At 29.8% G+C, this 20,703-nt stretch carries 22 protein-coding genes; 18 read left to right on the top strand and 4 right to left on the bottom strand.

All coding sequences use genetic code 11. The features are described 5' to 3' along the window. Nucleotides 1-12: 12 nt before the first annotated feature. Nucleotides 13-702: an ABC transporter ATP-binding protein gene (locus KGF38_RS16090; protein ID WP_054272015.1), complete on the top strand. Its 690-nt coding sequence runs from the start codon at nucleotides 13-15 to the stop codon at nucleotides 700-702. Further along, nucleotides 699-3,248, top strand: coding sequence for an FtsX-like permease family protein (locus KGF38_RS16085; RefSeq protein ID WP_074178774.1), 2,550 nt, complete (start codon nucleotides 699-701; stop codon nucleotides 3,246-3,248). The genes KGF38_RS16090 and KGF38_RS16085 overlap by 4 nt, the downstream gene beginning before the upstream one ends. Before the next feature lie 146 nt (nucleotides 3,249-3,394). Here KGF38_RS16085 and KGF38_RS16080 read toward each other — a convergent pair whose 3' ends face one another. The 3 genes from KGF38_RS16080 to KGF38_RS16070 are packed head-to-tail and all read right to left on the bottom strand — an operon-like array spanning nucleotide 3,395 to nucleotide 5,810. Then, nucleotides 3,395-4,252, bottom strand: a complete 858-nt coding sequence (locus KGF38_RS16080; RefSeq protein WP_054272013.1) for a MerR family transcriptional regulator — start codon at nucleotides 4,250-4,252, stop codon at nucleotides 3,395-3,397. A gap of 20 nt (nucleotides 4,253-4,272) precedes the next feature. Then, nucleotides 4,273-4,938 (bottom strand): RluA family pseudouridine synthase, encoded by a 666-nt coding sequence (locus KGF38_RS16075; RefSeq protein WP_074178775.1) that lies wholly within the window; start codon nucleotides 4,936-4,938, stop codon nucleotides 4,273-4,275. Beyond that, nucleotides 4,938-5,810 (bottom strand): class I SAM-dependent methyltransferase, encoded by an 873-nt coding sequence (locus tag KGF38_RS16070; protein WP_054272011.1) that lies wholly within the window; start codon nucleotides 5,808-5,810, stop codon nucleotides 4,938-4,940. Before KGF38_RS16070 ends, KGF38_RS16075 begins: the two co-directional genes overlap by 1 nt. A gap of 168 nt (nucleotides 5,811-5,978) precedes the next feature. Here KGF38_RS16070 and KGF38_RS16065 point away from each other — a divergent pair, with 168 nt between their 5' ends. Continuing rightward, nucleotides 5,979-6,722: a DUF3298 and DUF4163 domain-containing protein gene (locus KGF38_RS16065; RefSeq protein WP_074178776.1), complete on the top strand. Its 744-nt coding sequence runs from the start codon at nucleotides 5,979-5,981 to the stop codon at nucleotides 6,720-6,722. Between the two features lie 219 nt (nucleotides 6,723-6,941). Here KGF38_RS16065 and KGF38_RS16060 read toward each other — a convergent pair whose 3' ends face one another. Continuing rightward, nucleotides 6,942-7,169, bottom strand: a complete 228-nt coding sequence (locus KGF38_RS16060; RefSeq protein WP_054272009.1) for a single-stranded DNA-binding protein — start codon at nucleotides 7,167-7,169, stop codon at nucleotides 6,942-6,944. Nucleotides 7,170-7,371: 202 nt separating this feature from the next. Between KGF38_RS16060 and KGF38_RS16055 the strand changes: the two genes are divergently transcribed. The 15 genes from KGF38_RS16055 to KGF38_RS15985 all read left to right on the top strand — a co-directional run bounded on the left by KGF38_RS16055 (nucleotide 7,372) and on the right by KGF38_RS15985 (nucleotide 20,638). Further along, on the top strand, nucleotides 7,372-7,941 hold the full coding sequence (locus KGF38_RS16055) for a recombinase family protein (protein WP_074178786.1): 570 nt from the start codon (nucleotides 7,372-7,374) through the stop codon (nucleotides 7,939-7,941). 565 nt (nucleotides 7,942-8,506) lie between these two features. Beyond that, the gene (locus KGF38_RS16050; RefSeq protein ID WP_054277785.1) at nucleotides 8,507-9,661 is read left to right on the top strand and encodes a trans-sulfuration enzyme family protein; all 1,155 of its coding nucleotides are present in this window, start codon (nucleotides 8,507-8,509) and stop codon (nucleotides 9,659-9,661) included. Between the two features lie 49 nt (nucleotides 9,662-9,710). After that, on the top strand, nucleotides 9,711-10,964 hold the full coding sequence (locus KGF38_RS16045) for an MFS transporter (protein WP_054272007.1): 1,254 nt from the start codon (nucleotides 9,711-9,713) through the stop codon (nucleotides 10,962-10,964). Between the two features lie 127 nt (nucleotides 10,965-11,091). After that, nucleotides 11,092-12,486, top strand: a complete 1,395-nt coding sequence (locus KGF38_RS16040) for a sodium:solute symporter family protein (protein WP_054277784.1) — start codon at nucleotides 11,092-11,094, stop codon at nucleotides 12,484-12,486. 14 nt (nucleotides 12,487-12,500) lie between these two features. Continuing rightward, nucleotides 12,501-12,731: a hypothetical protein gene (locus KGF38_RS16035; protein ID WP_074178777.1), complete on the top strand. Its 231-nt coding sequence runs from the start codon at nucleotides 12,501-12,503 to the stop codon at nucleotides 12,729-12,731. Between the two features lie 16 nt (nucleotides 12,732-12,747). Then, the gene (locus KGF38_RS16030; RefSeq protein ID WP_054272004.1) at nucleotides 12,748-13,278 is read left to right on the top strand and encodes a hypothetical protein; all 531 of its coding nucleotides are present in this window, start codon (nucleotides 12,748-12,750) and stop codon (nucleotides 13,276-13,278) included. A gap of 144 nt (nucleotides 13,279-13,422) precedes the next feature. Beyond that, on the top strand, nucleotides 13,423-14,133 hold the full coding sequence (locus tag KGF38_RS16025) for a UPF0489 family protein (protein WP_074178778.1): 711 nt from the start codon (nucleotides 13,423-13,425) through the stop codon (nucleotides 14,131-14,133). Nucleotides 14,134-14,248: 115 nt separating this feature from the next. Next, nucleotides 14,249-14,746 carry an SEC-C metal-binding domain-containing protein gene (locus KGF38_RS16020; protein ID WP_054272002.1) on the top strand — a complete coding sequence of 166 codons (498 nt, stop codon included), beginning with the start codon at nucleotides 14,249-14,251 and terminating at the stop codon, nucleotides 14,744-14,746. A gap of 9 nt (nucleotides 14,747-14,755) precedes the next feature. Next, nucleotides 14,756-14,917 (top strand): hypothetical protein, encoded by a 162-nt coding sequence (locus tag KGF38_RS16015; protein ID WP_054272001.1) that lies wholly within the window; start codon nucleotides 14,756-14,758, stop codon nucleotides 14,915-14,917. Nucleotides 14,918-15,026: 109 nt separating this feature from the next. Continuing rightward, complete coding sequence (locus tag KGF38_RS16010) at nucleotides 15,027-15,965, top strand: dipeptidase (protein ID WP_054277782.1); 939 nt, start codon at nucleotides 15,027-15,029, stop codon at nucleotides 15,963-15,965. A gap of 83 nt (nucleotides 15,966-16,048) precedes the next feature. Continuing rightward, entirely contained in the window at nucleotides 16,049-16,909 is an 861-nt protein-coding gene (gene yabG, locus KGF38_RS16005; protein ID WP_021386497.1) for a sporulation peptidase YabG, read from the top strand. Between the two features lie 147 nt (nucleotides 16,910-17,056). After that, on the top strand, nucleotides 17,057-17,323 hold the full coding sequence (locus tag KGF38_RS16000) for a Veg family protein (protein ID WP_009892135.1): 267 nt from the start codon (nucleotides 17,057-17,059) through the stop codon (nucleotides 17,321-17,323). Between the two features lie 92 nt (nucleotides 17,324-17,415). Next, the gene (locus KGF38_RS15995; RefSeq protein ID WP_074178779.1) at nucleotides 17,416-18,966 is read left to right on the top strand and encodes a DUF3794 and LysM peptidoglycan-binding domain-containing protein; all 1,551 of its coding nucleotides are present in this window, start codon (nucleotides 17,416-17,418) and stop codon (nucleotides 18,964-18,966) included. Between the two features lie 117 nt (nucleotides 18,967-19,083). Continuing rightward, complete coding sequence (gene ispE, locus KGF38_RS15990) at nucleotides 19,084-19,974, top strand: 4-(cytidine 5'-diphospho)-2-C-methyl-D-erythritol kinase (protein WP_054271998.1); 891 nt, start codon at nucleotides 19,084-19,086, stop codon at nucleotides 19,972-19,974. Beyond that, complete coding sequence (locus KGF38_RS15985; RefSeq protein ID WP_223195706.1) at nucleotides 19,958-20,638, top strand: GntR family transcriptional regulator; 681 nt, start codon at nucleotides 19,958-19,960, stop codon at nucleotides 20,636-20,638. The genes ispE and KGF38_RS15985 overlap by 17 nt, the downstream gene beginning before the upstream one ends. Nucleotides 20,639-20,703 lie beyond the last annotated feature (65 nt).

The raw sequence follows: 20,703 nt of genomic DNA, 5'->3' as shown, positions 1-20,703 counted from the left end.
GAGACTCACATAATGGAGTTTTTAAAAATTGAAAATTTATGCAAGGTATATGGAAAAGGTGAAAATCAGGTTACTGCACTTGACAATATTTCACTTACTATCCAAAAAGGAGAATTTACTGCTATTATAGGCTCCTCTGGGTCTGGTAAATCTACATTGCTACACGCCATTGCAGGTGTAGATGTGCCAACAAGTGGAAAGATATACCTAGATGGGCAAGATGTATATGGCCAGAGTAATGAAAAACTTGCTATTTTTCGTAGACGTCAAGTTGGATTGATTTATCAGTTTCACAATCTGATACCAACACTAAATGTAGTGGAAAATATTACTTTGCCTATACTTATGGATAAGCGTAGGGTTAACAAGGAACGACTAAATGACCTGTTGGAGTTACTTGGCTTAAAAGAGCGAAGAATGCACTTGCCAAATCAACTTTCTGGAGGTCAGCAACAACGTGTAGCGATCGGTCGTGCTTTAATGAATGCACCAGCAGTTATGCTTGCTGATGAACCTACTGGTAGCTTAGACAGTAAAAATGGACAGGATATTATCCAGCTATTGAAAGAAAGCCATAATAAATATCATCAGACCCTTATAATTGTCACACATGATGAAAATATTGCATTACAGGCAGATAGAATTATCTGTATTGCAGATGGAAAAGTAGTGCGTGATGAAAGGCTGGTGAATCGTTCATGAACATTTTCAACAAAGTTGCACTGCAAGGTATGAAAAAAAATCGTACACGAACTCTTGTAACAATTATAGGGGTCGTACTATCTGCTGCCATGATTACGGCAGTCACAACATTTGGAGTTTCTTTGATAGACTATTTGACAAAAGGTGCTATTTCGAAGTATGGTGATTGGCATGTTGAGTTTTTAGATGTTGATTCATCTTTCATCCAGAAACAGGCAGGTAATGATGAAGTTACAAATACCACAGTATTTGAAAATATCGGCTATGCAACACTTAGTGGCAACAGAAATCCAGATAAGCCATATCTTTTTATAGCTGGATTCAACAAAGAAACCTTTGATACTGTGCCTATAGATTTGATTTCAGGAAGATTGCCTAAAAACAGTGGAGAGATTCTTGTTTCCAGTAAAGTTGCAACAGATGGTGGTGTCAAATTCGCAGTAGGCGACACTGTTTCATTAGATATAGGTAGACGTATAAATGATGTAAATGAGAGGCTTGGTCAAGGTGATTTATACACTGCTGGAGGGGAAACTCTTGTATCACAAGATAAGAGGATATATAAAGTTGTTGGTATATGTCGAAAGCCTATCTTTGAGGAATCTTCTGCACCAGGATATACCTTGATAACTAAAGCTGATGCACAATTCAAAGGGGATAGTTTTAGCTTGTTTGCCACATTGAAAAATCCTCGTAAAGCCCATTCTTATGTAAGTAGCACTGGAGAACGTGCTTATGTTTTCAATGATAACGTGTTACGTTTCATGGGAGCTTCTGACAACAAGCTATTCAATGTGTTTTTATATTCGGTTGGTGGGATTGTGCTTGCTATCATAATGATTGGCTCGATTTTTCTAATCTATAATTCGTTTAATATGTCGTTGAATGAACGAACACAACAGTTTGGAATCCTTTCATCTGTTGGAGCCACAGCAAAGCAGTTACGGAATTCAGTGTTGTTTGAGGGATTTTGTATTGGTACTGTTGGGATACCAATTGGTGTCGCAGTTGGAATACTCAGTATTAAGCTTGTGATTTCTGTTATTTCCAAAAACTTTGCAAATGTTCTATATACTAACGTCCCTCTGACCTTGACTTTATCTATTCTCGCAATTATTGTTGCAGTAGTGGTTAGTATGGTTACTATCTTAATCTCAGCTTATATTCCGGCCAGAAAGGCAGCTAATACACCAGTGATGGAGTGTATACGCCAGACTAATGAAGTAAAAGTCGAATCTAAAGCTGTGAAGACATCAAATCTTTCACAACGCATTTATGGTTTGGAGGGAACTCTCGCTCTGAAAAATTTTAAAAGAAATAAGAAACGCTATCGCAGTATAGTTTTATCATTAGCTCTCAGTATAGTGTTATTTATATCGACTAGTGCTTTAGTAGGAGATTTAAAACAGATGTCAAGCCAGAAATCAGAGGTTACTGACCATGACATTATCTTTTCCACACAAGGCATGAGTGACAGTGAAATGCTAAAGCTATATGATAAGATGAAGAGTGCTAATGGTGTTTACGAAGGTTTGTATCAAGAAATGATTACTTATTCATGTATCGTTAAAGGAAGTAAGCTTACAGAAAATTACTTACAACATGAAAATATGCATGCAACAAATGAAACAGTCAATTTACCAGTAGATATGCAATTTCTTGATGACAGTACTTATCTGAATATTATCAAAGGTCTTGGCTTAAACACAAAAGAATATACTGGAGAAAATGCAAAGATGCTTGCTGTTTCTATGGCTGTTGAGGATGACCATACTATTGATATTTTTACAAACTCCTCTATGAATGTTAATCTTACCTCTGAAACTGATGGTAATTTGGATAATGTTGAAAAGCAAAATGTAAACATTACATTTGTAAAAATAGTGCCACCTGATTCTCCTCCAAGTGCAAGAAATTCTAAGAATAAGCAAGTAAACTTCAGAATACTAGCTCCTTATTCAGTCAAATATAAGTTTGAGGCTCTTGATGTTTCTACAGGAATCAAGAGTATGGGATTTCAATCAAAAAATCCAACTCAGTCAGTTGCAGAAATGGAAAAGATTATTGAGAGTGAGGGTGTTACAGTTGAGCATAATCTCTACAATATGTATGGAATGATGGACGATAATCGTAATTACATATTCATTGTCAACGTATTCGCCTATACTTTCATCATTATGATTTCACTTATTTCTGTCGCTAATGTTTTCAATACAATTTCTACGAATATCAAGTTGCGTCGTAGAGAGCTTGCCATGCTTCGTTCTATTGGAATGTCTGAGCGTGATTTCCAAAAAATGATGAATTTTGAGTGTATATTTTATGGTATGAGGGCTCTTCTATTTGGGCTACCTATAGCAGTAATTTCTTCCTGGTTAATTCATAAAGAAATGGTAGCAGATGATATTAACTTTATGTTTCCATGGGTAAGTATCGGAATAAGTGTGTTTGGCGTTCTCTTTATCATATTCATTACAATGTTGTATACTACTAATAAGATAAAAAAAGAAAATATTATCGATGCACTGCGAGATGATATGGCTTAATTTAAGGTATATGTTAATTTTATAGAAAAATAATTCTAAGAGATGGCGCATAATAAAAGAATAGTAATTTATACTAAAAATAGGAGGGAATTAGCATTAGCTACATTCCCTCCTATTTTCTTAAAAAATTTACTGAGAAAAGTCAATTAAACTAAACATCTTAAGTCAATTTCTCTCTTTTTAACTTGTATCTGAATTTCAGTTAGAAGTTCTTCTTCATTGTTTGTAGATAAAGGGTCTATTATAGGTATTTCATATATATAATTTTCAATAGGTATTCTTTTATACTCAACATAATCAACTAATTTTTTAAAAGCAGTATAATTTTCTTTGTAAGGTCCCTTATAGGTCATACAGATGAAATCGCCAGCTGAAATTTCTGTTATATATTTTTGCGATTTTGTATCAAATAAATCTCTTTCAACTGTAACAAAGCTATTGTCATAAATGACTTTATCTTCCTTTAAAAATTTATCTATAGATACAAGCCCACTTACGCCACCATAAAATACAGATATATTATCTTCTAATATATTCGCTATTTGTCTTCTTGAAAGTTCCATAGTTTCTTCACTACTTAACCCTTCTTCATATTCTATAGATAATATACTTCTTCTTGGAATATGTTTTCTAACTATTTTATTAACATCATCTACTTTCATACCTTTTTCCATTGTTTCTTTCTTAGTACTTAGCACTTTTTTTATAAGTTCTAATTCTTTAATTTTCTCGTCCACTATATTAATTTTATTAGTTAGCAGTTTTAGAATTTCTTCATTATTTTCATCAAGTTTTGATTTAATTTCCTTTAAAGGCATACCTAGATATTTTAAGTATTTTATAATATCTAATTGTGAAAATTGGTCAATTGAGTAATATCTGTAATTGCTTTCTTGATCAACATGAACAGGTTTAAATAAGTCTATTTGGTCATAGTATCTTAGTGTCTGTATACTTATTTTATGAAGCTTTGACATCTCTCCTATTGAAAACTTTTTACTCATACAATCACCTCATTTGAGATTTAAAATATATTCCATGGATATTTATCAGGTGTATTACATGTAAATTCCATTTTTTCTTTTGTAGTAGGATGGTAGAGTTCTATTTTATTAGACCAAAGAGCTATTTGTTGTCCAACTTTATTTATTTCTTTACCATACCTTTGGTCTCCATATAATGGATGTTTTCTGCTTGAAAATTGAACTCTTATTTGATGAGAACGACCAGTTTTCAAGTTTACTTGAACCAAGCTTAGGTTTTCTTTAAAGTTTAATATCTTATAGTCAAGTTCAGCTTCTTTGGCATCTTTATGATTTTTTTTCACTACAGTTACCATATTAGTCTTTTTATTCTTATATAAAAAATCTTTTAATGTATCTTTACCAGATTTCATATTGCCATGTATAATAGCGAGATAAGTTTTATTAAAGGTCTTATTTCTTACTTGTTCAGACAATCTTGATGCTGCTTTTGATGTCTTTGCAAAAACCATAACTCCACCTACTGGTCTATCTAATCTATGTATTAAACCAATATATACATTTCCAGGTTTGTTATACTTTTTTTTTACATAGTCTTTTAAAAGATTTACCATATCTTTATCATTAGTATCATCTCCTTGAGATAATATATTAACTGGTTTTTCTACAACGAGTAAATGGTTATCTTCATATATGACTCTTATCATTACTTTTTCTCCCATCTTCCAAATATACCACAAGGAAGTATCTTACCATCTCTAGAAGCTGGTATTCCTAATTCTCCACCATATATATCTCCTGCATTTGCTTTTTTGCCTATTGTTGTAGATAGTACATTTTCAAGAACTATTGAAGAAAAGCCTGTTGTATAAGAATTAATCAAGAAAAATAATGGGTCATCTGATAAAACTCCCATACATAAGTCTACAAAACTATATAATTTTTCTTCTATTTGCCATACTTCTCCTTTAGGACCTCTTCCATAAGAAGGTGGGTCCATTATTATCGCATCATATTTTTTCCCTCTTCTTATTTCTCTTTCAACAAACTTTACAACATCATCCACTATAAATCTTACTGTTTGATTTTTAAGACCAGATAACTCTATGTTTTCTTTTGCCCAATTAACCATACCTTTTGCTGCGTCAACATGGCATACTTCTGCACCAGCAGATGCACAAGCTACTGTAGCCCCACCTGTATATGCAAATAGATTTAATACTTTTATAGGTCTGTCAGCTTTCTTTATTTTGTCTATCATCCAATCCCAATTGGCTGCTTGTTCTGGAAATAATCCAGTATGTTTAAATCCAGTTGGTTTAATGTGAAACTTTAAATTTTTATAATTTATAGTCCATTGTTCAGGGTATCTTTTTTTGTGTTCCCATTGCCCCCCACCTTTATTACTTCTATGATAATGTCCATGAGGGTTTTTCCATAATGCCCATTCAGATTCCATTGGCCATACAACTTGTGGGTCTGGCCTTCTAAGTACATAATTACCCCAACGTTCTAATTTTTCTCCATTTCCCATATCTATAAGTTCATAATCTTTCCATTTATCTGCTAATAATAACATATCTTTCCTCCTATAAAATAACTCTCAATCCTATGTATTATACCACAAAATTAGTCATTTTTTGCTGTTTTAGATACTTTCTATTCTTTACATTTACTATTAACATTATTACTGTTTTAAGCATATTATATTGTATCTGATTTTTTTAATAAAAGGGGGAGGATTTTAATGGAAAATAATCAATCTACAAATACTTGTACATATAATATATTATATGTGCAATTTAATGAAGACTTTGAAAGAAGTAAGTATTTTTCTTATGATGTAAAGTATCCGATTATATACAATATCAGAAATCAATCTACTTTCGTAAATCCAGCTATTTTAAATAATATAAACAACGCTGTAAGAATGACTGTAAACAATTTTAAAAATGGCTTAAAGGAAGAAGAACAAGAGTATAATAATGCAGCTTCTCAAAATTCACTTCCAAAACAAAGTTACTGGGTATCAACTAGTTATGCAGTTACTTTTAATAAAAATTATGTACTAAGTATGATATTAAGCCTTATGGGATTTGCTAATAATGCTGGACCTAAATATAATACATTGAATAATTACAACATAGATTTGACAACTGGAAAAGAACTTTTAATTGGTGATATTTTTAGAGATGGGACTGATTATATAAATATAATAACTGACTATATAAAGTCTCAAATAAATGAAAATAGAAATATGTATTATTCTAATGTAGAATTGGTTATACCTGAAGACCAAGCTTTTTATCTTACAGATGATGGAATCGTTATCTATTTTGGAGTCGATGAAATAGCACCTGAAAGCTTCGGGATACCTAAGTTTGAGATGAAATTTTCTGATTTCGGCAATTTTATAAACTCACGTTTCTATTGTATTTCTCCAGATATATATGTTCAATCAAGAGGAAAATCGAAACATTTTATAGTATAAAAATATAGATAATTCTGAGCCCTATTTTAGTATTTATACTGGAGTAGGGTTAAGATTTATCTATCTTAAATAATGTGATTTAAACTGTACTATTTATATGTGTTAATTATATAAATTTAGACATATTGATAAATATTTAAAATATCACGATTGTTTTGTATTAAAAGTTTTAACTTTTGAATCCACAAGAGGTTTATATTATTATATACATTTAAGTCACTATTTTTTTTTATACATTTGCTGATAAGCAGAGTTTTTATTGATGACCTCTACATCCAAATTGGGATTACTTACCACTTCATATAAAAAGAGCTTTCCTAATTTTAATCTGATATTCATCTCCAACCTGTTCCATTCATAGCCTTTGAACAATTCTTTTAATAAAAAAACTTCTCCACAATTGATGTTTTTTAATTCATCTATTGCTTCTTTTAACAGACTATTCATATTATTTCCTCCAATTTGTATAAACTCATTAATTTCATTATATTGGTAAATTTTGACAGAGTCAAACAAATTATAAAGGAATTATTATGGTGTCAAAAGTTAACAGTATTGACACCAAAAAACCATTTTAGTAAAATGGATAAAGATGATTAGATACAAGCCTCTAGGCAACTTCTGTACTAAATCTTTATGTTAGGAAGTGATTATTATTATATATGGATATTGTCGTGTAAGCACAAAAAATCAAACAGATAACAATAGTCTGTATCAGCAACAACAGGAAATATTGAGTAAATATAATGATGCTAAGATAATAAAAGAAACTTATACAGGTACTACTACAAATAGACCTAAGTTTGAAAAAGTTATATCATCTTTAAAAAAGGGCGATTTACTTGTTGCAACTAAATTAGATAGACTAGCTAGGAGTACATCAGAAGGAATACAATTAATAGAGGGATTGTTTGCTAAAGAAGTGAGTGTTCACATTTTAAACATAGGACTCTTAGAAAATACTTCAATGGGAAAATTCTTTCTAACTACATTGCTTGCAGTTGCAGAGCTTGAAAGAAATATGATAATAGAGCGTACTCAATTAGGTAAAGAATTTGCTAGAAAGAAAAAGGATTTTAAAGATGGTAGACCAAAGAAATACAGTAATCAACAGATACAATATGCATTAGGTTTATTAAACTCTAAGCCATATAGAGAGGTTGTGAAGATGACTGGCATCTCTAAAAGTACACTTATTCGTGCAAAGAAATCAATATAATAGAGGTGTAATTTATGAAAAATTAGAGGTATAAATAAACTAAAGATATTTATACTTCTAACTAATCTTATTTTCAGCTATAATGCATAAAAGATTCTTAAAGTTTTTGTAAGTTATTTTTTTATATTATATAATTTTATTGTCAGGGTATGACTGATTAAAAATATTAAGTAATATTAAAATATTTAACTGTAGTATATCTATAAAGAGGTAATAACTCTTTAAAAATTTATGTGTTACATAAAAAATTAATGATTTATGTAATTATCTAAGGCACAATATAAAAATAGGTATATCTTAGAGTAACATTAGTTATTCTAAGGTATACCTATTTTTGTGCTAAATATTTTAAACATTGTAAAAAAAATATCAAAAACATATTGACTCTATAGTTACTATAGAGTTTATAATTAGAACTGTAAAAAGACAAAATAAATGTCAGATTTTTAGAAATTATAACAAATATAAAAGTATACTTAAAAAATTTGTATTAAGATTAAGTCAAATTGGTGAAATTTGGCAGGGAAAACGTTGTATAAATAAGTCAAACCAGGAGGGAATTAAAATGAGCAATAATATTAATCAAGATTTGGAGACAAAAATAATACATTGGGGACATAGTGCAGACCCAACGACAGGGGCATTAGCTACACCAATATGTCAAACAGCAACATTTGCAGCAAAAACAGTAGAGCATTTTGAAGAGTTATGCATGACATGGGGATATGTATATACGAGAGAATGTAATCCTACACTTACAGAGTTAGAGACTAAATTAGCTATGCTTGAAAATGCAGAAAGTGCTATATCTAGTACATCAGGCATGGGAGCAATAACATCTACTATCTTAGCATTAGTAAAAAGTGGAGACCATATAGTTAGTTCAGATGGTATATTTTCACACACTAAATTATTTATGTCTGAATTATTATCTAAATTTGGAGTGGAAGTTACATTTGTAGATGCAGTAAATCCACAAAATATAAAAGATGCAATGAAACCAAACACTAAGATAGTTTATATAGAAAGTCCTTTAAATCCATCTTTAGATTTAGTAGATATAAAAGCAATAGCAGAAATTGCTCATGAAAATAAGAGTTTAGCTATAGTTGACAGTACTTTTGGTACACCAATTATACAAAGACCAATAGATCTAGGTGCAGACTTAGTAATACATAGTCTTACTAAATTTATAAATGGACATGGAGATACTTTAGGAGGATCAGTAGCAGGTTCAAAAGAATTAATAGATTTAGTTAGATGGCCAAGTTTATGTTGTTTTACAGGAGCATCTTTACCACCAATGAGTGCATGGATGATTCTAAGAGGTATGAAAACGTTAGATATGAGAATGAAAAAGCACTGTGAAAATGGATTAGCAGTAGCAGAGTTTTTAGAGCAGGAAGAAAGTGTAGAATTAGTAAAATATCCAGCACTAAAATCTCATCCTCAATATGAACTTTGTAAAACTCAGATGAACGGTTTAGGTGGAGGAGTAGTCTCATTTAAACTAAAAGATGGTATCAATGGTTTGACAAGAGACCAAGCTAGTAGAAGATTAATGAACTCTTTAGAACTTGCAACAATAGCAACAAGTTTAGGAGAAGAGCATACATTAGTTCAAATGAATGGAGAGAATCTAATAAGAATAGCTGTAGGATTAGAATCTTCAAATGACATAATAAATGATTTTAAACAAGCAATCGAAAAATTAAAATAAAATTACATGCATAAATTTATAAATAAAAAATTTTAAGGAGAGAAAATCAATGGAGAACAAAAGTAATGTTAAAAGATTTCTAATAATATTCATATTGGCATTTGGAACAACAGCTATGTATAGTTTACCATATATGAAATCATCATTTTATGACCCAATGCAACAAGCTTTAGCATTGAGTCATACACAAATAGGGAACTTATTGAGTTTATACGGATTAGTAGGAATGGTATCTTATTTTATAGGAGGATGGTTTGCGGATAGATTCTCAGTTAGAAAGCTGATAACTTTTTCTTTAATCACTTCAGGGTTATTAGGGTTTTATTTTTCAACATTCCCATCATATAGTATGATACTTTTAATATTTGTATTATGGGGATTCACAACAATATTAACTTTCTTCTCAGCATCTGTTAAAATTGTTAGAATGCAAGGAAGTGAATCAGAGCAAGGTAGAATATTTGGTTTTTATGAAGGATTATCAGGTGTATCAGGTACATTAATTTCTTTTATAGGTCTTTACTTCTTTGGTAAATTTGCTGAAATAACAATAGGATTCAAATATGTAGTATGGTTATATTCTGCAGCATCTATAATATGTGGTATACTTTTATTCTTCTTAGTAGAAGAGAAAAAAGATACTGGAGCATCAGATGAAGGTCTAAGCATTAAGTCATTATTAAAAGTAGTTACAATGCCAAAAGCTTGGTTAATTGGTCTTATAATATTTTCAACTTATCTAGTATTCTCAAGTTTAACTTATTTAAGCCCATATTTATCAGAAGTTTATGTAATGCCAATGACTCTAGTTTCAGCTCTATCAATAATTAGAACTTATGTTATAAAAATGGGAGCATCTCCTATTGCTGGTGTCATAACAGATAAAGTTGGTTCATCTATAAGAGTAATGTTTGTAGGATTTATACTAATGACAGTAAGTACAGCTGCTTACTTGGTAATTCCTAAAGGAGCGGGATTTATATGGATAGCTGTAATAAATATGATAATACTAAGTGTAATCTTATTTGGATTTAGAGGTATATACTTTGCATCTGTTTCAGAATCTAATATATCTTTAGAAACTACAGGAGCTGTAGTTGGATTTGCTTCATTTATAGGATTTTCTCCAGACGCATTTTATTACACTGTAGCAGGTAATTGGTTAGACAAATATGGACAAACAGGATATACTTATATATTCATTTTATCTGTAGTGTGTGCAGTTATAGGTATATTTGCTACTTATGCTCTAAATAAAATAAATAAAAAAGAAAATAAGAATTTGAATAACAAGATTGCTTAATAACAAGATTGATTAAATACTTATAATTATTATATAACTCTACCTATTTTTTATGAAAATGGGTAGAGTTGTTCATATTTAAATATTAAAGAAGGAAAATTAAAATATAAGAACGTGGAGATTAGATATGTTAACATTGTGGGAAAATGGAATTATAGTTATATTTGCATTTATATTATTAGGGATAGGTTATTATTTTTCTAGAAATGTAAAAGATATGGAGAGCTATTACCTAGGAAATCGAAGTTTACCATGGTCATTGATAGTAGGTACTTTAGTTGCCTCATGGTATGGGGGAGTTGGTACAGTAGGTAGTGTGGAGTATGCGGCTATATATGGAATATCTGCTTGGGCAGTTTGGTCAATAGCTGCACATATTGGAAGAATGCCTTTAGCATTATGGGTTGGACCAAGAATCCACATAAGAACCAATATAACAGTTCCTGATTTATTAGAAAGTTTTTATGGGAAACATGTTGCTATAATTGGGGCAATCTTAATGTTTATATATTGTGCACAACTTGGAGAAATAACAGCTATGGGAACTATAGGTAATGTAGCTTGGGGAATAGATAAAGAATTGATAGGCCTAATAATGGTAGTTGTAGTCGTTGTACTTACAGTACTTGGTGGACTTATGGGAGTTGCCATTACAGATATGGTATTATTTTTCTGCATGGTATTTGGTCTAACTATGGTTATGCCAGGTCAATTTGAACAAATAGGAGGTTTCCAAGGGCTTACAGAAGCACTTAAAGACGCGCCTCAGCTTATGCATCCTACAAAAGGAATGTCAGCGATGAAAGCACTGATGCTAATTGTATATTCTTTTGGAGCTTATTCAGACCCAACTTTTTATCAGAGATTTTCGGCAGCAGACTCTCCTAAAGTTGGTAGAAGAGCCTTATTAACTTGTTTCTCACTATGGATATGTTTTGATATGGTTTTAACTATGACAGGTCTTATAGTAAGAGCTACTTATCCAGAGATGGCACCAGCCGCTGGGTATATAACTTTAGTTTTGGAGACATTGCCACAAGGAATAAGAGTAATATTCATAATAGGAATTTTAGGTTCTATAGTATCAACATTAGATAGTTATTATCTAGCAGCAGGAGCTACATTAGCCAATGATATATATGGAAGAATTACTAAAAAGGAGTTATCTCAGAAACAATTAGTAAAATTTACTAGGATAGGTGTATGTTTAGCAGCAGTTATGGGACTTAGTGTAGCGTTTAGATTTGAAAATGTATATGATGCATGTATATTTGTAGGAAGTATTTGGATGGGCTCTGCATTTGTACCTATAGTAGGTGGACTTCTTGGAAGTGGAAGAAGAACATCTATGGGTGGTATTTTAGGAATGATTGTAGGAGGAGTGACTTTTGGTTACTTTAAAATATTCCCAGTTCAAAGCTTTGAGTTAGAGCCTCTTGTAGTGGCTATACCTCTTTCATTTATTGCATGGATGATTGGAAATAGAATAGGTAAGAATTTAAATACACAAAATAATCTATAAAAGGAGAAACTGCTATGTCTAAATTAGTGTCTAAGGTAAAAAAAGATTTAGAAATAAAATGGCTTGGGATAGATGGTTTTCTAGTATTATTGTACTTTTTAATAACAGGATTTATATTTTATGGTATAGTGACTAGAAATGATATTATAGTTGGCAAGATAATTCCATATGGAGTTATGACAGTTGTAGTTATAATATTTTTTGATTACATATATAGAGTTCTAAAAATGACAAGAAAAAAATAAGAAAGAGAATGATTTTATGGATATAAGAGCATTACCTATAAAAATTACAAAAGATAAAGCTATAGATATAGCTAAAAGTGGAAAAAACTCTTTAATTAGCAAATTGATATTAAAGAATAAGGATACTCATGAAGTTAGACTTCACTATATAGAGTTTAAAATTGTTACGCTTAAAATTCATAAAAATAAATCTATTTTTATGAAGAAAAAGCATTCTAATAATATAAATGAATTGAAAATTTTGGTGAATGGTTCTACTGGTGCTGGTAGTATAGTGCAAGAGTTGCCAGTGTGTGAAATGGTTAAAAACGTAGATTGTAATATTGTACAATATAGTGATAAAGATGAAAGAAGAGTAAGAGCAAAGGCAAATAAGATGGCTATGAGGTTAACTCATAGGTTTATGGGAGGAATTCCAGAGATTGAAATAGTTAAAATCGAAAGTATTTTTAGGCCATACTGGGTAGTATTTTTTGGAAAAGTCGAATTGAATACAAGAGTTAGTTATCTTCCAATTGAAGCTGATGGCTTTGTTATAGGAATGTAAAATATTTTGCACTTATTGTATAATACATATTAAGGGAAGATGTTATATTTAGTTGTATAAGATGTCTTCTATAGTAGATAATATGATTTGCAATAAGTGCATTTTAAGTTTTACAGATTATAAAAATGGAGGAAATTAAGTCTTATGCAAAATTATGAATACAATGGATTTTATATAGAAAAGCCAATGGGAAATAATGTATTCTCATATGATAAAAGAGATAATAAGAGTATATATGTACCAAAACTTATAAGTGGCACATTAGATGATGTAAAGTTGGGTAATAAAGTAGTTTTTAATGAAGTAGATGAAAATGAGGAAATAAAAGCAATAGGATTGGAGAATATGGTCGAATATGTCCTGGGAAATAAAAAAATATATGTATTTGATAATCATAATCATGCATTTTATTTTTGGTTAAAATCTATGCTGAATGATGAATTTACAAGAGGATGCAAGTTAGTACATGTAGACCAACATAAGGATACTAGAGAACCTGAGAACTACGATGTAGATATAAACAATATAGAAGATGTATTTAGGTATACAAATGAGGTTTTAAATGTAGGAAGCTTTATAAAACCAGCATTGCAACATAAAATATTCTCGGAATTAATAATAATAGATAGTTTATATGGATTTGATTTAGATATAGAGCCAGAGTTTGTTCTCGATATAGATTTGGATATATTTTCAAGTGATATGGATTACATACCGTTTGATTTCAAACTGGATAAGATAAAAAACTTAATTAAAAAAGCTAAAGTCATAACAATTGCTACAAGCCCTTACTTTATAAACCAAGAGTATGCTATAAAAGTATTAAAAGAATTGTTTAATTATGATATAATATAAGAGTTAACTTTAAATAGAATATGGTATAATCAAAAAGAAGAAACTTACAATCTAACCAAAAGATTTTATACTATAAAAACTATAAAAATATAGATTTACTTAGGAGGAAAAAAGTATGAGTTTATATACTGAATGGAGAAATTTAAGCGATAATCATGAAAATCAAGAAGCAGAGGTAAAATTCTGGGAAGAATATTTAAAAATTGAAGCTGGAATATACAATGAAATATTAAACAATAAAATGGATGTTGTTGAAGGTAAAGTAAGTGAATTGGCTGAAAAATTTGGAACTACTAATGAATTTTTCATGGGATTCATAGATGGAATCAGTGAAAGTCTAAAAGAAGATATAGTTCTAGAAGATGTAGAAGCTGATAAAGAGGTTTCTATAAAAATAGATTGGGAAAAATTATATAACAATATGGTGACTGTTGAAGCTCATTGGCTATATAATTTACAAGGTTGGGAAGAAATATTACCAGCAGAACAAAGAAAAGAAATAATAAAAGCGTACAAAAAATCTAAAACAGTAGTTAAAGAAGCAAAAATAGGAAGAAATGATTCATGCCCATGTGGAAGTGGTAAAAAATATAAGAAATGTTGTGGGAAGTAAGGTAGTCTTATGTTTATTTTAAGATTTGCAGACGATGATGACAATTTATCAGTTAAAGATTTTACATCTTTAACTGATTTAAAAAAATATATTAGTGAAAATGATATAGATAAAACATGGCATCAAATTGAAGAAGTTAAAAGAGTAATACCCAACTTAAAAGAGGAATAAGATTAAGTAATATAAAAAAGAATATTAAAAAATAGTTGTCAATAGTTGTCTATAAGGACAACTATTTCTATTTTTGGATATAAATATAAAATATACAGGGGGTATAAATATGAAATTTATTGATTTACATTGTGATACTATAGCAAAGCTAATGGAAAATGTAGAAACAAGTGAACTTAAGTCTAACAAGTATTCTGTTGATATAGACAGATTGAAAAAAGGGGATTCGTTAGCTCAAACATTTGCTCTTTTTGTTGATACCGAAGAAGTAAAGCATCCTTTTGATTATTGTATGAGCATGGCAAATAAATTTCATGAGGAAATGAAAAAAAATAGTGATGTAATAGCTTTAGCTACTAATTATGAAGAGATTATGAAAAATCAATCAGAAGGAAAACTTACTGCACTTTTATCTATTGAGGAGGGAGCAGTACTTGAAGGTAAGATAGAGAATTTAAAGAAATTTTACAATTTAGGGGTTAGAATGATGACAATAAGTTGGAATCATGTGAATGAATTAAGTTTTCCTCATAATAAAGTAGAGTATAGAGAAAAAGGTCTCACTGATTTTGGAAGAGAAGTAGTACATAAAATGAATGAATTGGGAATGTTAGTGGATGTTTCGCATATTTCAGATGGTGGATTTTATGAAATTGCTAAGATTTCTTCTAAACCAATAATTGCTACACATTCTAATTCAAGAGCAATGATGAATCATTCTAGAAATCTAACTGATGATATGATTAGAGTATTGGCAAATAAAGGTGGAGTTACAGGTATAAACTTTTTCCATTTATTTTTAAGTGATAAAAGCGAAAGTAAGCTTGAAGATATGGTAAGACATATAAAACATATTGTAAATGTTGGAGGAATAGATGTTGTAGCTCTAGGCTCAGATTTTGATGGAATAGATTCAAAGGTTGAGATTGAGGATATATCTCAGATGGGTAAATTATATGAACCTCTAAAAAAAGAAGGGTTTAGTGAAGATGATATAGAAAAGATATACTATAAAAATGCTTTAAGAGTGATAAAAGAAGTATTATAAGAAATGTTTTTTTGACATTAGGAAACAAAGTTTTATATCGAACATAGTATAAACTAAGATAAAAATTTATTGGAGGTTTAACTATGAAGGTAGGAGACATTGTAGCTAGAAAGTCACATAACAAAGATATAGTATTTAAAATAGTCTCTTTTGGTGTAGATGAAAATAATGAAAAAATAGCTATACTAAAGGGAATTGCATTTAGAGTAATAGCAGATGCTTATATTGATGATTTAGAATTAGTAAAAGCACCTGATATAAAAGATATATTAATAGATAAAAATGTAGAAAATTTATTATATAAGTCAGTAAGAAAAGCTAAAGAAAGACAGAAAAGAATGACAAGAGCAGTTCCAAAACTTCAATTAAATCCTAACACATATGGAATGCCTGGAAAAGTATTACAGATAGATGGAGATAAAGAATATTTAAAAATTTGTTTGGATGTATATGCTCAACTTGGAATACCTGCTGTAGGAGTGGCAGTTTCAGAACAAAATCAATATAAAGAAGTAAGAGCACTGCTAGAAAAATATAATCCGGATATACTAGTAATAACAGGTCATGATGCAATGACAATAAAAAGAGGCGATATAGAAGATATGAGTAACTATAGAAACTCTCTGAACTTTATGAAAACAGTAAAAGAAGCACGTAAATGGCAACCAAATTTGGATAATCTTGTTATATTTGCAGGAGCATGCCAATCAAATTATGAAAAAATAATAAGTGCAGGAGCAAATTATGCAAGTTCACCTGGAAGAATAATGATACATGCTTTAGACCCAGTTTTTGTAGTGGAGAAAATTGCTTGTTCAAGAATCGATGTAGTAGTGCCTATTGATGAGGTTATAGAGCAGACTATTACAGGTGTTAAGGGGATTGGTGGCTCTGAAACAAGAGGCAAATTTAGATGGGCAATGCCAAAAACAATATTACATTAAAAAAAAATAGAATAATTATACTGTATATCTTCAAAAATAGTATTGACATTTTTGCAAAAAATATATAAAATAATTAGTTTAAACATTTGACAAAAATGTTTATATGTGATATTATGTAAACATATAAACGTTAAAGAAGGTGATATTGTGGCTACTGTTCAAACTCTAGATAAGATAAGAGTAAGCTTAGAGAGACATATAGGAAAGAAAATATTGTTGAAAGCTAATAAAGGAAGAAAGCAGATTATTACAAAAGAGGGTATACTAGAAAAAGTTTATCCAAGCGTGTTCGTTATAAAATTAGATGATGAAAGTAATGGATATCCTAGGGTATCTTATAGTTACTCAGATTTATTAACATCTAATGTAAAATTGCAAGTTTTTAGAGATCAAGATAAATTACAGATAAGTTAAAATTATACCTATTAAAAATAGGTGTAATTTTTTTTTTGCTCCTTAAATATAAATATAGTGTGATACTTTTATAATACTTAAGGAGGTAAACTATGGAATTAATTAAAGATGTAATAAAGATTGACAATAGAATAGACTTCGGGAAATTTCAAACATTTATTGAGGTGGAGGCGGTAGTACCAGACAAAAAATTAGATGTATATGAAATCGTAAAGACAGAAGGATACATATCACTTAAAAAAATTGAAATGGCAGATGGGAAGATACTTTGTAGAGGAAGTTTTAATTATAATGTAATTTATATTGCAGATGATAAAAATACTATTTCTAATGTAGATGGAAAAGTAGATATAAACGAAGTTATAGAGAAAGATAATGTTGTTCAAGATATGGAATACATGTTATTCTCAGAAGTAGAGCATATGGATTGTACTATAATGAATGAGAGAAAAATCAAAGTAGGAGCTCTTATGAATATAAGAGGAAGTTTATTTGAAAAGCAAAGATTAGATATAGTAAAAGATGTATCACAAGTAGAGGGGATACAGAAACATAGAAAAGAAATTTGTTTCCAAGATATAGTTGGAATAGAAAAAGCAGAAAGTTCTATAAGAGATACTATAACTATAAATACAGAAGAAATTCAGTCTATAATAAGTTTAAATCCATCTATTAGAGTAAAAGAAAGTAGAGTGACTGATAATAAGGTTATCATTGGTGGAGTGTTGGAAATAAATCCATTAGCTTGTACATATGAGGGTGAACTTGTAGAGTTAGATAGAGTAGGTATTGAGTTTACTCAATTTGTAGAGGTGCCTGGAGTTAGTGATGGCATGATTGAAGAAGTCTTGTTGTCTATGTCAGACTTCAATCATATCTTCAAACAAAATAGTGAAAGTAATACAGGTCTTCTAGAAATAGATTGTATGGCTTCTTGTAAAGTAAAAGTTACAGATGAAGTGACAAGAGAGGTATTGCAAGATGCATATTCTCCTCAAAAAATAATAAAATTTGATCATAAGCCTATTCAATTAAACAAGACTCTAAGAAATAGCGAAGAGACATTTATGGTTAGAGAAGGCATAAGAAATGATAATGATGATATACAAATAAAAGATATTGTAAGCGTTTGTCCAACTATGTCTATAGAAAATAGTTATATTGAAGAAAATAAAAGTATTATACAAGGGATTATAAAAGTTGAGATTTTATTTGTTCCAGTTGAGGGTCTAAAATTAGTTTATAAAATCAGTGAAGAAATTCCATTTGAACATGATATAGAGATGGATAACTTAACTGATACAGCATCTGTATTTAATACAGCATGTATTGATAAAATTGAAGTTGATTTAAATAGAGATCAAATAGATTTAGTTATAAAAATTAAGCGATTTACTGAGGCACTAGACAAGAAGGCAGAAAACTTTATAATCAAAGGTGAAGACCAAGGTGTATATGACTTGTCTAAAGCTCCTAGTATAATTGTATATATATGTAAAGAGGGCGATACTTTCTGGAATATCGCAAAAAAATACAATACAACAGAAAATGAAATTGCAGAGCTTAATGATATAAAACTGGATGAACCAATTAAGCCTGGCAAGTGTCTTATTTTAGAAAAAAAAGTCGTATTAGTAGATTAATATTAAAAAATTTAAAGTAATTAAGTATAATAGGGTATTATAATACCCTATTATTTTATTTTTTGTAGTATAATATTATTGTTAGTGATGCATTATTCTTTAAACAAGGAGGATAGAATGGATTTTATAAAACTAAAAAGTAAGGCAAAAATAAATTTATCCATTGATGTCTTAGGAAAAAGGCAAGATGGTTATCATTTTGTTGAAATGATAATGCAAACGATAGATTTATACGATATAGTAAAAGTAAAAGGATTAAATGAAGATGAAATAAAGGTAAAAAGCACTAGTTTAGATATTCCTTTAGATGAAGATAATATTGTTTATAAAGCCGCCAAAATACTTAAGAATAAATTTGATATAAAAAAAGGTGTAGAAATATTCATAGAAAAAAATATCCCTGTAGCAGCAGGAATGGCTGGAGGAAGTTCTAATGCAGCTGCGGTATTAGTAGGTCTAAATCAATTATGGAAGCTTGAATTATCTGAAGATGAATTAAAAGACATAGGATTTAATTTAGGAGCAGATGTTCCATTTTGTATATCAGGACAACCTGCTTTAGCTCAAGGAGTTGGAGAAGAGCTAACTAATATCAAAGGTTTGCCATGTGATATAAATATATTGATATGCAAACCAGATTTATTTGTTTCTACTAAGGAAGTTTATCAAGGTTTAGATTTGAATAATATTAAAAAAAGACCAAATAATAAATATTTGATAGAGTGTTTAAAGTCTGAAGACATAAAAGCTTTATCAGAAAATATGGTAAATGTTCTCGAAAATGTTACTATAAGTAAACATAAAGAAATAGATAATATAAAGCAAGTCATGATGAAAAATAATGCTTTAGGTTCTATGATGAGTGGAAGTGGTCCTACAGTTTTTGGACTATTTGAAAGTAAAGAAGATGCTCTAATTGGAAAAAAAGAATTATTAAAAAAATATAAACAGGTATATGTTGTTAATAGCAGTCAAAAAGGGGTTGAAATTTGTGGAGAATTTAACTAAACTGAACTTGGATAATTACAAGCCATTGAGAGATGTAGTTTTTGAGAATTTAAGAGAAGCAATCTTAGAAGGAAAATTAAAGCCTGGTCAAAGGCTAATGGAAGTACAACTAGCAGAACAATTAGGAGTAAGTAGAACTCCAGTAAGAGAGGCAATAAGAAAGCTTGAATTAGAAGGTTTAGTTGTTATGTTGCCTAGAAAAGGTGCTTATGTAGCAAATATGTCATTAAAAGATATTATGGATGTATTAGAAGTAAGAGCGAGTTTAGAAGGTTTAGCAGCATATCTTGCAGCTGAAAGAATCAGTGATGAAGATATCAAAAAACTTAAAGATATATCAGAAGACTTTAAAAAAAGCACTTTAGAATGTGATGTAGATTCATTATTAAGACTTGATGTAGAATTTCATGAATGTATATTTAAAGCAACAAACAATAAAAAATTAATCCAATTGATAAACTCACTATGGGAACAAGTATATAGGTTTAGAGTTACTTACATGTCTGATTATGACACATCGCACAATATCGTTGAAGAACATAGATATTTACTTGATGCTATAATTAAAGGAGATAGTGAATTATCTAAGCAATATGCTACTGAACATATAGAAAAAGCAGAACAGTTTATGATAGATAAAGCTATGATTAATAAAGACTTATAAAATATAAAGTAAAAAAAGCTATTTTAAAATGATTATAATCATTTTAAAATAGCTTTTTTTATTAA

Origin of the sequence: Clostridioides sp. ZZV14-6387 (genome assembly GCF_020657835.1) — a bacterium.
Classification (GTDB): domain Bacteria; phylum Bacillota; class Clostridia; order Peptostreptococcales; family Peptostreptococcaceae; genus Clostridioides; species Clostridioides difficile_A.
This window is presented reverse-complemented; position numbering and strand designations above follow the sequence as displayed.